12 protein-coding genes and 3 tRNA genes are annotated in these 14,892 nt (G+C 52.2%); 7 read left to right on the top strand and 8 right to left on the bottom strand.

All coding sequences use genetic code 11. The features are described from left to right. Nucleotides 1-91 precede the first annotated feature (91 nt). Nucleotides 92-529, top strand: a complete 438-nt coding sequence (locus LG297_RS09505) for a MerR family DNA-binding transcriptional regulator (RefSeq protein WP_404426670.1) — start codon at nucleotides 92-94, stop codon at nucleotides 527-529. A 79-nt stretch (nucleotides 530-608) separates the two neighbouring features. Here LG297_RS09505 and LG297_RS09510 read toward each other — a convergent pair whose 3' ends face one another. After that, the gene (locus LG297_RS09510; RefSeq protein WP_404426671.1) at nucleotides 609-3,299 is read right to left on the bottom strand and encodes a bifunctional acetate--CoA ligase family protein/GNAT family N-acetyltransferase; all 2,691 of its coding nucleotides are present in this window, start codon (nucleotides 3,297-3,299) and stop codon (nucleotides 609-611) included. A gap of 541 nt (nucleotides 3,300-3,840) precedes the next feature. Further along, nucleotides 3,841-4,650 (bottom strand): DUF899 domain-containing protein, encoded by an 810-nt coding sequence (locus LG297_RS09515; protein ID WP_404426672.1) that lies wholly within the window; start codon nucleotides 4,648-4,650, stop codon nucleotides 3,841-3,843. Between the two features lie 97 nt (nucleotides 4,651-4,747). Here LG297_RS09515 and LG297_RS09520 point away from each other — a divergent pair, with 97 nt between their 5' ends. Continuing rightward, the gene (locus LG297_RS09520; RefSeq protein ID WP_404426673.1) at nucleotides 4,748-5,986 is read left to right on the top strand and encodes a hypothetical protein; all 1,239 of its coding nucleotides are present in this window, start codon (nucleotides 4,748-4,750) and stop codon (nucleotides 5,984-5,986) included. Nucleotides 5,987-6,032: 46 nt separating this feature from the next. Beyond that, nucleotides 6,033-6,668 carry a hypothetical protein gene (locus LG297_RS09525; RefSeq protein WP_404426674.1) on the top strand — a complete coding sequence of 212 codons (636 nt, stop codon included), beginning with the start codon at nucleotides 6,033-6,035 and terminating at the stop codon, nucleotides 6,666-6,668. Nucleotides 6,669-6,671: 3 nt separating this feature from the next. On the opposite strand, the gene LG297_RS09530 is transcribed toward LG297_RS09525, so the two are convergent. The 6 genes from LG297_RS09530 to LG297_RS09555 form a co-directional block, all read right to left on the bottom strand. Beyond that, a complete protein-coding gene (locus tag LG297_RS09530) occupies nucleotides 6,672-6,989 on the bottom strand; it encodes a hypothetical protein (RefSeq protein WP_404426675.1) in 318 nt (105 codons plus the stop codon). An 83-nt stretch (nucleotides 6,990-7,072) separates the two neighbouring features. After that, nucleotides 7,073-7,148, bottom strand: a tRNA-Asn gene (locus tag LG297_RS09535). Nucleotides 7,149-7,317: 169 nt separating this feature from the next. Beyond that, nucleotides 7,318-8,241, bottom strand: a complete 924-nt coding sequence (locus LG297_RS09540) for an aldo/keto reductase family oxidoreductase (protein ID WP_404426676.1) — start codon at nucleotides 8,239-8,241, stop codon at nucleotides 7,318-7,320. A gap of 104 nt (nucleotides 8,242-8,345) precedes the next feature. After that, a tRNA-Asn gene (locus LG297_RS09545) sits at nucleotides 8,346-8,421 on the bottom strand. Nucleotides 8,422-8,425: 4 nt separating this feature from the next. Beyond that, nucleotides 8,426-8,499 (bottom strand) — tRNA-Cys (locus LG297_RS09550). Nucleotides 8,500-8,659: 160 nt separating this feature from the next. Further along, entirely contained in the window at nucleotides 8,660-11,101 is a 2,442-nt protein-coding gene (locus LG297_RS09555; protein WP_404426677.1) for a methyl-accepting chemotaxis protein, read from the bottom strand. A 455-nt stretch (nucleotides 11,102-11,556) separates the two neighbouring features. On the opposite strand from LG297_RS09555, the gene LG297_RS09560 reads away from it, so the two are divergent. The 4 genes from LG297_RS09560 to LG297_RS09575 all read left to right on the top strand — a co-directional run bounded on the left by LG297_RS09560 (nucleotide 11,557) and on the right by LG297_RS09575 (nucleotide 14,819). Next, the gene (locus tag LG297_RS09560) at nucleotides 11,557-12,210 is read left to right on the top strand and encodes a protein-L-isoaspartate O-methyltransferase (protein WP_404426678.1); all 654 of its coding nucleotides are present in this window, start codon (nucleotides 11,557-11,559) and stop codon (nucleotides 12,208-12,210) included. A gap of 68 nt (nucleotides 12,211-12,278) precedes the next feature. Continuing rightward, complete coding sequence (locus LG297_RS09565) at nucleotides 12,279-12,602, top strand: rhodanese-like domain-containing protein (RefSeq protein ID WP_404426679.1); 324 nt, start codon at nucleotides 12,279-12,281, stop codon at nucleotides 12,600-12,602. A gap of 143 nt (nucleotides 12,603-12,745) precedes the next feature. Beyond that, nucleotides 12,746-14,098, top strand: a complete 1,353-nt coding sequence (locus LG297_RS09570; RefSeq protein ID WP_404426680.1) for a TolC family outer membrane protein — start codon at nucleotides 12,746-12,748, stop codon at nucleotides 14,096-14,098. A gap of 112 nt (nucleotides 14,099-14,210) precedes the next feature. Next, nucleotides 14,211-14,819, top strand: coding sequence for a DUF2497 domain-containing protein (locus LG297_RS09575; RefSeq protein ID WP_404426681.1), 609 nt, complete (start codon nucleotides 14,211-14,213; stop codon nucleotides 14,817-14,819). Nucleotides 14,820-14,892 lie beyond the last annotated feature (73 nt).

Genomic DNA, 14,892 nt, shown 5'->3' on the forward strand with positions numbered 1-14,892 from the left:
TCGCAGCGATGTGACGTAAGCGTAAATATATTGACTTGCAAGTCCCAATATTGCGATGCTGCGCAATTACATTCATTCAACAAGAAAAAACATGAACGACAAGCTGTACAGCATTACCGAACTTGCCGAAGAGTTCGATATCACGCCACGCGCCATCCGATTCTATGAGACAAAAAGCCTGCTTTCGCCGCAGCGGGCCGGTGCGACGCGAGTATACAATTACCGGGATCGTGCGCGTCTTATGCTGGTGCTGCGCGGCAAACGTCTTGGTTTCTCACTTGAAGACATCAAGGAATACATTGATTTGTATGACGCCGAACGGTCGGGTGCCGATCAGTTGGCTCATTTGATGCTGGTGGGGCGTCGCCGTATTTCCGAACTGGAACAGCAGCTTGAAGACGTTCAAACCACCTTGGGCGAGCTTCGTAAAATTGAAAGCGAAGCAGCCGAAGCCCTGCGCGAAAAGGGCATCGACCCGGAAAAGGCATTGGCAAACATCAAAGCCAAACTGATGCCTGAAACCGCGTGACCTGCTGATACTACCCGATTAAACCAAAGCCAGATCATATTGGCCGGGCTTTGGTTGTGAGTGTTTCACCAGTAAGCGATCAGGCAGCGTCTCGCTGCAAGGGCAGGGTGACCTCAAACACTTCCTCATCGGCGAGATATTTGCGTGAGAAGCCTAGTTTTTCGCAAAGCGTCAGCATCCGTCGGTTATCCGGCAGGACCTGACCGATGAAGGTCCCGGTGCCCTTCTTGCGGCAATATTCGATCATCTTTTCCATCAATACGCGGCCAAGTCCGCGCCCTTTGATGTCCGAGCGCACCATGATCGCGTATTCAGCATGTTCATTGTTCGGATCGATCACGACCTGAACAATACCGTGAATTTCGCCTGACTCCGGTCCCTCTGGCACGATGGCAAGGAATGCCATGTCGCGGTCGTAATCAAGCTGTGTCTGGCGGGCCATTTCAGAATGCGGTAATTCACGGACCGAGCCAAAGAACCGGAAATGAATGTCTTCCGGTGTCAGTTTCGACATGAATTCATAGTGCTTAGGCTCGTCTTCCGGCTTGATCGGACGCAGAAGGTATTTTGTCCCGTCTTCAAGGATCAGTTCCTGTTTCAGATGACGCGGATAGGGATGAATTGCCAGACGTTGATCATCGCTAACCACTTTTGGTGTCACCTTGATCCGTGCATCCAGTGCAATCACCCCGGTCTGATCAATCAGAAGCGGGTTCATGTCGAGTTCAAGCACCTCGCCAAGATGCACAACCAACTGCGACAGCCGCACCAGCGTGACGTAAAGCTGTTCCAGATTGACCGGCGGCACATCGCGATAACCGCGCAGCAGGTTATAGATACGCGTTCCTTCCACAAGCTCGCGCGCCAGCTTCATGTTCAGCGGTGGTAGCGCCATGGCCCGGTCGCGGACCACTTCAACCTCGACGCCGCCATGACCAAACAGGATCACCGGGCCGAAAATCGGGTCGGTAGTCATGCCTACGATCAATTCACGCGCGCCGGCACGCTTGATCATTTCCTGAACGGTGAAACCGCGTACCCGTGCATTCGGGAATTTCTGTTTGACGGTCCGAAGCATCTTGTTGCCGGCTGCGCGCAGTTCATCATCACTGTCGATATTCAGAACCACACCGCCGACGTCGGATTTGTGGCTGATATCATCCGAGAGAATTTTGAGCGCGACCGGATAACCGATGGCATCTGCCGTTTCGACGGCGTCATCAACCGATTCTGCGGCTACGGTTTTGACCGTATTGATGCCATAGCATTCCAGAACGGCTTTTGCTTCCGGTTCGGTCAGCATATCGCGCCCCGAATGAATGGCCGTATGGATGATCTGGCGCGCCTTGTCGGTTTCCGGCGTGAAGTCCTGCGGAACTGATGGTGGCGTTTCCATCAGGACTTCCTGCAATTTGCGGTAATTGACCATATGCTGGAAGGCGGCAACGGCATTTTCAGGCGTGCGATAAGTCGGAATCCCTGCGGCGTAAAACAGGTTGCGTGCCTTGGCAACCGTTGCCTCGCCAACCCAGTTGGTCAGGATGTTTTTGCGGCTATCCTTGATTGCGTCAATCACGCCTTGGGCAACCTCGACCGGATCGGTAATGGCCGTTGGCGCGTGCATGACCAGAAGGCTGTCGATATTGGGATCTTTCAGGACCGCATCAATCGACTTTGCATATCGTTCTCCCGGGGCATCGCCGATAATGTCGATCGGGTTTGCATGTGACCAGGTCGATGGCAAGACACCGTTAAGCGCCTCAATGGTGCCGTCTTCAAGTCTGGCAAGATGGCCATGGCGTTCAATCAGGGCATCAACGGCCAAAACGCCAATACCACCCCCGTTGGTGATAATACCAAGCTTGTCACCCCGGAACGGGCGCATCCGCGATAGCGTTTCTGCGGCTGAAAACATTTCCGAAACCGTATAAACGCGCAAAACTCCGGCACGTTTGATGGCTGCATCAAATACGTCATCGGCACCGGCCAGCGCGCCGGTATGCGATGCGGCTGCGGCTGCTCCCTCGGCAAAGCGGCCCGATTTGATGCAAAGGATCGGCTTGTTGCGCGATGCGGCGCGTGCTGCGGAGATAAAACCGCGACGTTCCTGAATGGATTCGATATACAGCATGATCGCGCGCGTGTCGGGATCGGAACCCAGATAGTCGATTACATCACCGAAATCGACATCGTCGCATTCGCCGAGCGATATAAAGTGCGAAAACCCGATGCCGCGTGCCGCCGCCCAGTCGAGAACAGCAGTGCAAAGTGCGCCTGACTGCGACACAAATGCGATTTTGCCACTGCCGATGCTTTGATGACTGAAACTGGCATTGAGCCCAATACCCGGTACCATCAGGCCAAGGCAGTTTGGACCCAGCAGGCGCATTTTATGACTTGCGGCAATTTCAAGCATCGCCTGTTTGACACTGCGGTTATCGTCATATTGTTCGGCACCAAGACCCGCGGTCAGCACAATGGCGGCCATGCAGCCTTTGGCGGCAAGGCATTCCATGGTTGGCACAACGGCCTTGGGAGGAACGCAAATAACGGCAAGTTCGGGAACAACCGGCAGGTTTTCAACATCAGGGTAGGCCAGAACACCACCAATTGACTGGCTGTGCGGATTAACCGGCATGATCGGTCCGTCAAAACCGCCCGCAAGAAGATTGCGCATGATAACCTGACCAACCGAATGGGACCGGTTGGATGCGCCGATAACTGCGACCGACTTGGGTTTGAAAAGGTGGTCCAGATTAATGGTACTCATCGCCGAATTCCCGCTTTGCCTTTTGGCTGCGCGTCCTGTTGACATGACGGCTGCCCGGATAAAATTGGTTTGGCATCAAACCACCCGGCGGATGGAATGTGTGCACGTGCGAGATCGTATTACGGTGACAAGTATATTGATTTGTTATGAGTCAATAAAGCACTGATGACCCGAAGATTTTACAGGAGTGTCACATCCTGTTCGTATCGAAACGATCATGTATTTCCCGGCCGATGTTGTGCGCCACCGGATAGGACCTTCAGCCACGGTAGCAGGTGAAAAAAGCTCATGAGCAGATACATCACAACCATGTCGTTAAAGTACGATGTATCGTCCGTCGTCAGGCAAATTATATCCGTCCTGCCTGCCTCTGATATGCCGGTGACAAGCGCCATTAGCACAAAGACCGGGGATGCGGCAAATGGAAGCCATCGAACTATCCGGAGGATGGCGGTATATCCGCCATCCTCCGAAGTCATACCGCCAATATATCTGCATTGGTGATGCACTTTGCCCATTTTGTATCTCCTGCCTGATAGGCTTAGTGGCATGCCGTCTTCTTGACGCTGTCGAACAGACCTTCGACCGAACCGGTTTCGGTTTTCATTGCTGCTGTTTCATACAGGTCATGGTGACGCACCCATTCCATTTTGTTCGGGACATCTTTTTCGTTCCGCCCCTTGGGCATAAGGTCCAGCAGTCTGTATGTACCCATCATGGCGTCGACCCCGCGACCATAGGTCGAATAGGTATGAAAAACCTCGCCGTGGTCATTTTTGATGAAAGCACTCAATCCCGGCCATTCTTCGAAGGCATATGGCCATTTGCCATAGTTGTAGTGAATTTCACCCTTGGCTGTTTCTTCGGGGGTGAGACTGACGTGGAAGTCATAGTTGAAATCACTTTCATGGGAAGAAACCCAGTTGAATTTCCAGCCCATCCGCGCGCGAAAGCGTTCAATATTTGCAAATGGCGCACGTGAAACGGCGGTAAAAGTGACATCGCGCTGGGCCATATGGATCGTGATACCGTCCATATGATCCGCCATGAACGAACAGCTCGGGCAGCCTTGCTCCCAATCGGGTCCGAACATGAAATGCTGGACAAGCAACTGACTACGACCGTCAAACAGGTCAGCCAGAGACCGTTTTCCATCAAGTGTATCGAACACATAGTTTTTGTCGATACGGACATAGGCGAGTTCGCGGCGTGCAGCGGCGATCTCGTCGCCAAGACGTGTCAGTTCCTTCTCGCGTGCGAGAAGTGCCTTGCGTTCGGAAAGCCATTCATTGCGGCTGACGATACGGAAGCTTTCCTTGTTAGATTTGGAAATCATTTTGGCATTCGTCATTTCTGTTTTCCTATCTTTCGGTTGACGATAGGCAAAGGTTAGGCGAAGGGACTTTCAGCCGGGGAGTAACAAACGTGACGCAATTTGGGATGCCTGAATGGCAGTAATGGATTCCCTGATCACAGCTGCCGCACGGGCTTTGTCAGCCGGGGATCCCCTTGGCGCGTTAAAATGCGTTGGTTTGCGGGATGATCCACCGGCATTGGCTCTGCGCGGCATTGCTTTGGCCCAGTTAGAGGATTTTGATCGGGCCAGAGCTCTTCTGAAACGCGCCGCACGTGATTTTGGTACATCGGAGCCAGTCGCACGTGCGCGTTGCGTTATTGCCGAAGCTGAAATTGCACTGGTGTCTCGTGATCTGGGATGGGCCGAAAAGGCCCTTGATAACGCACGGCAGACGCTTGAACGGTGTGGCGATCATGTGAATGCCGCGCATGCAAGGCAGCTTGAAATCAGGCGTATTTTATTGACAGGACGCCTTGAGCAGGTCGAACGAATGCTCGGTGAGATCAATCCGGACATTTTGCCGCCGATCTTGCAGATTTCTCATGAAATGATCCTTTTCGGGATCGCTGTGCGGCGTATTCAGGCCGGGGCCGCCCGCGCGGCTCTCGAACGGGCAAACCATTTGGCGCATACGGCCAATCTGCCGGTCCTGATTACAGAAATCGAAAAAGCATATGTAACTTTGAATGCTCCGGTGGCGCGGCTGATTGCAATGGGTGAGGAGCGGCTTGTCATTCTGCAAGAAGTCCAGGATCTGATGGCATCGGACATACTTGTTATTGATGCGTGCCGATATAGCGTTCGTCAGGGGCAGCTGGCAATTTCGCTTTCAACCCGGCCTGTGCTTTTCAACCTTTTACGTATTCTTGGCGAAAGCTGGCCAAAAGATGCCTCGCGAGATTCTCTTTTGTCCAGGGCATTTGGTGCTCGGTATGCCGATGAAACGCATCGTGCCCGATTGCGGGTCGAAATCGGGCGGTTGCGCAAACTGATCCGGGCTTTCGCAAATATTACGGCAACGAGTTCCGGTTTTATATTGAAGCCCAAATCTATCGAAAAATATCAGTCCGTAATGGTTCTGCTTCCTCCGATGGAGGATAAAAACGCGAACATTCTTGCGCTTTTGGCTGATGGCGAAGCGTGGTCTAGTTCGGCATTGGCGATCGCGCTTGATACCAGTGCACGCACCGTGCAAAGGGCACTGGAAGAATTGGCGTATGTCGGCAAGGTTCAAGCGATTGGCCGCGGGCGTGCGCGACGATGGACGTCGCCATCACCACCCGGTTTCACGACAACATTGTTACTCCCGGGTCGACTTCCCGTTGACTAGCCTGTGTCTTGCGTCAGCGAAACACAATCATAGAAAGGGCTTGAAAATGACCGATCTAAAAGCTGAAATTCTTGCAGAATATGGGCCTTTCCCGGGTGTCGATCAGGTGCATGGCGTAACATATGATGGACGCCATGTGTGGGTTGCGGCTGGTGAAACGATCCATGCGATTGATCCTGACAACGGAACACCGGTACGCATGATTGAAGCTGCTGCCGATGCAGGGACGGCCTTTGACGGTAGTCACATTTTTCAGATCGCCGGGGATCGCATTTACAAAATCGATCCGGAAAGCAGTCATGTGCTGGACTCCATTCCGGCACCAGATGGTGGCAATTCCGGCATGGCCTGGGCGGAAGGCAGCCTTTGGGTGGGCCAGCATCGCAATCGGAAAATCCATCAGGTCGATCCGCAAACGGGCGAAGTCCTTCGCACGATTGAATCGGACCGTTTTGTCACTGGTGTTACCTGGGTCAATAGCGAGCTTTGGCACGGAACATGGGAAGGTGATGAAAGCGATGTTCGCCGGATCAACCCGAAAACCGGCATGGTTCTGGATAGGTTGAAAATGCCGTCCGGTGTCGGTGTTTCCGGTTTGGAAAGCGACGGTGTCGCGCGTTTTTTCTGTGGCGGTGGTCCCAGCGGCAAGGTTCGGGTCGTCGGGCGTCCGGCACGACCGTAATTGTCAGTGAATCTGCCCGTGATGACCTTCGTCATCAAAACGATCGGACTGTTCTATCCATTCCTCGACTTCGCCGGCACTTTGCATCGCCAGCGCAATTTCAAGATCGTTTTGAACATGGGCGAGACTGTCAAACATCGGGCACCAGCCAAACGCCTGAATACGTTCGTCTGTCGTGGATGATATCGTAAACAGATCACCATCGATCCGGTGCACAAGGCCGTGAATAACGCCATCTTCACCGACAATCATCCAGCCATCCGTTGCACCTGCAAGCGTGCCAAGCTTTACTTGCTTCAACTCGATTTTGGCGGTTTTCATATCTGGTTGATCCGGTTTTGAGACAGGTGAAACAACATCAAAAGAAAAAGGGACCGAACAATTTGTTCAGTCCCTTTTTTAATTGGCTCCGGCAGCAGGACTCGAACCTGCGACCCAATGATTAACAGTCATTTGCTCTACCAACTGAGCTATGCCGGATCAGGGTTGGCGTTCCGTTCGAAGCGCGTGGCAGGGGTATAATAAAACGGCTTTGTTCCCGCAAGACCTTTTTATGAAAAAATGATCCGAAAGTTATCTTTTTTCACTGTGCCTGAATATCTGTCGCTCTGCGGTTTATTGAATGCCGGTTTCCTGTGCCTTTAAATGCTTACGGGACAGGATGCCCCTGTGCGGCGACCAGAATTTCAAACCAGTCCTGACGGTCAAACTGAACGCGGCATGACATTGTCGCGTCTGCAATGCGATGTGCTTTCATGGTGCCAAGTACCGGCAGCGGCTGACAGGGCAGATGAAGCAACCAGGCTATTGCAACTTCGGCAATGCCGGGCAGGGTGTATTTATTGCGCATTCGTTCAAGAACGGGACGCACCCGTTCGGCAGTCACGTCATTTGCGGTGTTAAACAGTCGTGCCCCGCCCAGCGGCGACCAGATCATCGGGTGAATACGATTTTGCTGCATCTGATCGAATGTCCCATCAAAGATCGGGGCAAGCTCAAAAACCGAACATTCAACCTGATTGGTGGCAAGTGGTGCATCAAGGCGGCTTTGCAAAAGATTGAATTGCGACGGGGTGAAGTTTGAAACACCGAAATGTCGTACTTTTCCCGACTGGCGAAGATCGTTGAACGCGTCGGCTACTTCGTCAGCGATCATCAATGGATCGGGGCGGTGGATCAAAAGCATGTCGATATGATCGGTGGCCAGATTTCGAAGCGAATTTTCGACCGACTGCAAAATATGCGTTTTGCTCGTATTGTAGTGATTGATTCGATGTTCGGGGCGGGCATCCTTGACCAGCGCGACATCGCATTTGGTGACGATTTCCATGCGTTTGCGCAAATCAGGTGCCTGTGCAAGCGCCTCGCCGAAATAGGCCTCGCATCCGTAACCACCATAAATATCGGCGTGATCGAATGTGGTAATGCCAGCATCGAGGCAGGCATGAATCAGCGCCAGAATATCATCGGTATTTTTGATATCCGCACTTTCGCGCAATCGCCATGCTCCCCAGGCAAGCTGCGAGAAGCTCATATCGTCGGTCATCTGGTGGCGCAATACAGGGGATGGCATGGGCTGTTCCTTTTCGGGGTATTGTCATTGATTGCGCAATTGTTAGCAATTCGTGGGGCAGGGCACAAAAGCAAAAACCCCCGGAACAGAGTTCCAGGGGTTTGTGGCTCCGGCAGCAGGACTCGAACCTGCGACCCAATGATTAACAGTCATTTGCTCTACCAACTGAGCTATGCCGGATTAGTGGAGGCGCGAGCCGGAATCGAACCGGCGTGCAAGGATTTGCAGTCCTCTGCGTAACCACTCCGCCATCGCGCCATTGCGCTGGCTGGCGGGTGTATAGCCCTATCGAATACAGGCCGTCAAGCACCCAATTTTACATTTTTGGGCACAACCTTGTTCGGTTGTTCAAAAGCAAAGAAACCGTTCGGACAAATCCAAAGAACGGCTTCTCTGGGTTTTATTTCATGCCTGGCGGTCAGCCGACAATAGGATTGCCTCGCTTTTGAAGCCATGGTCCAAGAATTGTGTCCCGTTCACCGGCTGGAGCGAAATCAAGGTTGGCTACGGTGTCAAGAGCGTGTTCCACCTCGAACGATAGCGTAACTTCAGGTCCATCAATCCGGATCGTGCCTTTGGTGCCGTTTTTAATTGGTTCCGGCAGCTTAATCTTGGCGCCACCTTTGGAAATATCGATAGTTTTCCCCTTTAAAACCTTGCCGGCAATCGTAACCGTTACGCCTAGCTGCAGATCATGGCGCGGGTCCTTGCGGCGATTAACTTCCGGTGTTGCCGTACGAACGATTCGAACCAGGCTGGCGCGCAATTCGGCAATGCTTTCATCGACTTCAGCAGCAATCTTGTTCATCTGCTCTGATCTGGTCAGGTTTTCTTCTGCTTCCCGGGCGACATCACCGATTTTCTCGGATACCTCGTTCGATGCTTCGGCTGTTTGGACAACATTTCTGGCAATTTCCTGCGTTGCATCGTCTTGCTGTCGTACGTTGACAGCAACATTCGATGCCACTTCGTCGATGCGGCGTACGCTTTCAGTCATTTGCTTAACCGTGGCAACGACCGATTCGGTAACGTTTTGGATGTCACCCAGTTGGCGGGTGATTTCCTCGGTCGACCTAGCTGTCTGGGTGGCGAGATTTTTGACTTCTTGTGCAACAACGGCAAAGCCTTTTCCTGCATCTCCGGCACGTGCAGCTTCAATCGTTGCATTTAAGGCCAGAAGGTTGGTCTGGGCTGCTATATCACTGATCAATTCAGCGACTTCACCAATACGATCGACACTGTTTTTTAGCGACATAACGGTATGTTCTGCATTCTGGCCCGCGGTGTTGGCCTCGGCTGTAATCGTTGTTGCTTCGTCAATCTGGCGGGTAATTTCACGGATGGATGCGGCCAGCTGCTCTGATGCACCCGATACAGTTTCGGCATTGGCCAATGCTTCGTGCGCGGCCGCGGCAACACTTTCCGAGTTCGCCGATACGCGCTCGGACGAGCTCGCCATTTCGCCCGCGGCTGCATTCAAACGTAATGTTTGATTGATGATCGACTGAACAACTTTCTGTAGTTCGGTCTCTATTGTTTCAGCAAGACCCTGCAGGGCGCCAACACGCCGTGCGTTCGCTTTTTTATCGTTATCCTCGCGTTCTAGCTTGGCATATATCAGTTTGGCATGCAGTGCACGAAGCTGTTGGATAACAGGTTTGAAATCATGAACAGACGGAAGCTCGATGTTATATGAGGTGTCATTTCGGGCAATGGCCTCGAAATGCGCTCCCATACGAACAAGGGGCCGTTGCAATTTACGGATCAACCATATCCCGTAGGCAATAGTCAGCAGGATGGCAACGACCATCAGAATAGCTGCTATGATCACCGTAATCAGAAAATGCTCTTCAGCGGATGCGACTTGGGACGCTGTAAGCTCGTTCTGGATGATCGATAGATTGCCGAGTTGCTCTGTCAGCGGGTCGATCTTCTGGTAAAGTTCGTTCTTTACGAACGCGTCAAGCGCCGGGCTGTCCTTTGTTTGGAAAATGACCTTTAACCTTGCAACCATTTCATCCGCAATAGGCAACATCCCTTGGATCTCCGCCATTATCGGCTTTTCGCGCGCGTCCAGTTCTCGTTGCTGATAAAGGGCAAGATTTTGGGTAATGCGTTTTTCAGCCTGATCGATGCTTTCGATACCTTCCTGCCAATTAAAATTTCCGTTGCGCACTTTATGGGATGCATCGACAACAAACACGGCGTAATCGTCAGAAATCTGTTTCAGCAGGTTAAGCGGCCGTACCCGGTTCTGATTGACGCTTTCAAGCATCCTTTCTGTTTGGTATTGGCCCCACAGGCCGTAACCGCCGATCAAAAGCATCAACAAAATCATGTTGCCAAATGCAAGGGTCAGGCTCCCCTTGATGCTAGATAAAAAGTTGCCGATTCTGGCTTTGCCGCCGGTCGAAATAATTTCACCGGAATCAAGAACATGATTTTTTGCCTTGTTGTTTCTAATATCGGTATAAACCGATTCCGCATGCCGTTTTTCAGCTTCCGAAGGTTTCGACCGTATCGAAATATAGCCGGTTGTTTGTCCGTCCTGAATCACAGGCGTCACATTAGCCCTTACCCAGTAATAATCACCACTCTTGGACCGGTTCTTTACCAATCCTTGCCATGGAAGGCCGGATTTGACGGTTGACCAAAGATTGGCAAAGGCCTCTTTGGGCATGTCTTTGTGACGTACGAGGTTGTGGGGCGCACCAAGCAGTTCCTGTTCGCTATAACCGCTGATGTCGACAAAAGACTGGTTGGCAAACTCGATCTTGCCGCCGGTATCGGTTCTGGAGACAAGGATATCCTTGTCCTTCATCACGATTTCACGGTTCGTCACTTCACCATTATCACGCATAGAAATAGTTGACCTCAAATATGACGCTTCAAATCCGGGGCTACCAATGTGGCTGCCTAGCTAATTCGGCGAATTGAATACCCAAAAGTATAGTTTATGTATACTATTGAGTTATGTTTATCTGATTATACTTTTGAGTAAATATGCCGAAGTATGCTGAGGAAATACCAGTTTCGCGATCTTTCAGTTTTGATCTGGATTAATTTTATTTTCCCTTTCTTCAGGCGGTAACCAAAACGTCAAAGATGGGAAAGGTTGTGTCATGAAAATTTGACCGCGAGAGTTTTAAAGGGTTGATTCAACGGATTTCGGGGATGATTTGCCATGGCACCATTGATCCGTTGTTGTCAGTAGCCCATGTGCTGACTATAAACAGGACAACATCTGCATTCCGGTTTTGGGGACAAAGACCGGTTGCAGGATTTTTCTCGCGAGAATTTTCAGGTCAGATAAACATGGATTACCAAATCGCACGCCATAATATGGTGGAAAATCAGGTTCGGACCAACAAGGTCACCGATCCCTTGGTCATCGCTGCGATGGAGGAGGTTCCGCGTGAACTGTTCCTGCCGGAAGGCAAACGTGGCATTGCCTATGTCGATGAAGATATTCCTGTCGGAAATGGCCGTTATGCGATGGAGCCGATGGTGATCGCGCGTCTGATGCAGTCCGCCGAGATCGCGCGTACTGACGTCGCCCTCGTGATAGGAGCCGGGTTCGGTTATACTGGCGCGGTTCTGTCGCGCGTTGCCGAAACAGTTGTCGCGGTCGAAAGTGACAAGGAAATGGCTTCGATCGCCGAAAAAACCTTCCAGATCAATAGCTACGACAATGTTATCGTGGTCGAGGGTAATCTGGCCGACGGCTATGCCAAGCAGTCACCCTATAATGTAATTGTCTTTGACGGTGCTGTTGCCGAGGTTCCGGCCAATATTCTTAATCAGCTGTCCGAAGGTGGCCGTTTGCTCGTTGTGGTGCGTGCGCCGGGCAAGGTTGGCGTTGCGCGTCTTTACGAACGTGAAAACGGTGTCGTTGGGCATCGTGATCTGTTTGATGCGAATATTCCCTATCTTCCCGGTTTTGAACCTGCGGAAAGTTTCGTATTCTGATGTACCATGTTTTGCCCGGGGTGATCTCCGGGCAAAATTTTTAAAGGCTGGAATTACGGAACGGGGTAATGGTGCGCGATCTGAGATGCAGTGAACTGGCCGCTAGTCTGGACGGGGCCGATCCTCTTGCGCTTGTTGACGTGCGCGAAGGCTGGGAACTTGATATTTGCACAATCGAAGGTGCGATCCATATACCTTTGGGCGAGCTGGCCGACCGGACAGGGGAACTTGACCTTGAAAAACCGGTCGCACTTCTTTGCCATCATGGCGTTCGCAGTCGCCATGCGGCGATGCTGCTTGAGGATCGCGGATTTAAAGATGTTTTTAATGTTGCTGGCGGTATAGATGTCTGGGCGTTGGAAATCGACCCGGATATGACACGTTACGATTGATATTCTGACGGCGGAAAAGTTCGGCATTTTTATTTTTTCTCAAACATATGCCTCTTTTCTTGGAAATTTTTCGTTCCGTCGTTACCATATGCGAAACTGCGCCGGGGTCGGGACTTGGTGTAGGATCTTACAAGGGTAGATAAATGTTAAAACGGTTCTTGCTGACCTGCAGTATTCTGGCCACCGGCGGCATTGTTGCCAACGGAGCCTCTGCAGAGAGCCTTGAAGACGCTTTGATCAAGGCATATCAAAGCAACCCGACGCTTGAAGCCGGTCGTGCGTCGCTGCGTGCTACAGATGAAGAAGCCTCGCAGGCGCTGTCCAACTGGCGCCCGAATGTTTCGCTTTCGGGCGAAGCCGGCTTTCGGGAATACAACACTGATGTAGACGGTACTGAAGAAGATAACAGCCTGACGCCCTATACCGTCGGCGCAGAAGTCACCCAGCCGCTTTATCGTGGCGGACGTACCATAGCTGAAACTGATCGTGCGGAATCGCGTATCCGCGCGGCACGTGCAGCCCTGCGTTCTTCCGAACAGGATGTTCTGCTTCAGGTCGCAACCGCCTATTTCAACGTCTTGCGCGATACGGCCGTTGTCGAGCTTAACCAGAACAACGTTCGCGTTCTCGAACGTCAGCTCGAAGCAACGCGGGATCGTTTTTCGGTCGGTGAAGTGACCCGTACCGATGTATCCCAGGCTGAAGCGCGTCTTGCCGGTTCGAAGGCCGATCTGATTTCTGCACAGGGCGATCTTGCTAACACCAGTGCCCAGTATGAGCGTCTGGTTGGGAATAGACCGGAAAACCTTGAAATTCCTAATTCTCTGGCTGGTCTGCCGACCAGTGTTACGGATGTTCTGGCTATCGCGCAGGAACAGCATCCTGACGTGGTCCAAGCCCAATATACCGAGGATGCCGCGAAGTCCGACATCCGGTTGAGTGAAGGGTCGCTTTATCCGGAAGTCAATCTGACGGCTGGTGTTCAGCGTGCCTATGAAGCTTCGCAAGACGACCTGACCGCTGACAGTGCGGAAATTCTCGCACAGGTCACCGTGCCTCTCTATCAGCAGGGGGCAGTTTACTCGTCGGTTCGTGCGGCCAAGCAAACCGCAGGTCAGGCCCGAGTGCAGGTGGATGAAGCACGTCGTGCGGTGATTGAAAACGCGACCAGTTCCTGGGAAACCCTTGTTACGGCCCGCGCCAGTATCGAATCACAGCAGGCTCAGGTATCATCGGCCGAAGTCGCCCTTGACGGTGTCCAGCGTGAAGCATCCGTTGGTTCGCGTACCGTTCTTGACGTTCTCGATCAGGAACAGGAATTGCTGACAGCACGTGTGAACCTTGTCGGATCGCGTCGCGATGCGGCGGTCGCCGAATTCCAGGTCAAAGCCGCGATGGGTGCCCTAAGCGCCCAGGTTCTCGGCCTGCCGGTCGAAGTGTATGACACTGAATCCAACTATAACAAAGTCAGAGATCAGTGGTGGGGAACGGATTGACCTGAATTCTGACAGGGCCTTCGGGCTCCGTCGGACCTTGGGGAAGGGTCGGTTCGGTAACGAAATCTAGTGCGGAAGTTAAAAAATGAGTGACGGGCAACAAGAACCTTCAATGGAGGACATCCTCCAGTCCATCCGCAAGATTCTTGCTGATGAAGGGGATGACGAGAAGAAACAGGCCTCTCCCAAATCCGAACCGATGCCGGAACCCGAACCGGAGCCTGAAGTCGAGGAAGAAATCGACGCGCTCGAACTTGATGAAGAGCCCGAAGAACTCGAATTCGATGAAGAACCCGAAGAACTGGAACTTGATGAACCTGAGGAAGAACTCGAACTCGACGATATGCTCGATTTCGATGAAACCCCGGAAGAAGACGAGTTTGAAGAGCCCGAACCGGCTTTGATGGATGACTTCGACGAACCGGAACCCGAACCGGCAATGCCGGCGGTTTACGAGGATGACGAAGATGACGAGCCGCTGATTTCGCGCGTTACCGAAAACACGGCAACCGGTACCATCTCGGATTTGGCACAAGCTGTTGCAAAGAAACGCGCAGTGGCGCTTGGGCTGAATGCCGGACACATCACCCTTGAGGATTTGGTACGTGATATGTTGCGTCCGTTGCTTAAGGAATGGCTTGACGAAAACCTTCCCTATATGATCGAACGCCTTGTGAAAAAGGAAATCGAGCGGATTGTGAACCGCGCCGAAGACCTGTAGGCGAGCCGAAATATGATTTACAGCGGCGCGCCAACGGTGCGCCGCTTTTTCTTTGTGTATTGTGTTAAAAACC

The sequence above is a fragment of the Thalassospira australica genome, from assembly GCF_044790785.1.
Classification (GTDB): Bacteria; Pseudomonadota; Alphaproteobacteria; order Rhodospirillales; family Thalassospiraceae; genus Thalassospira; species Thalassospira australica_A.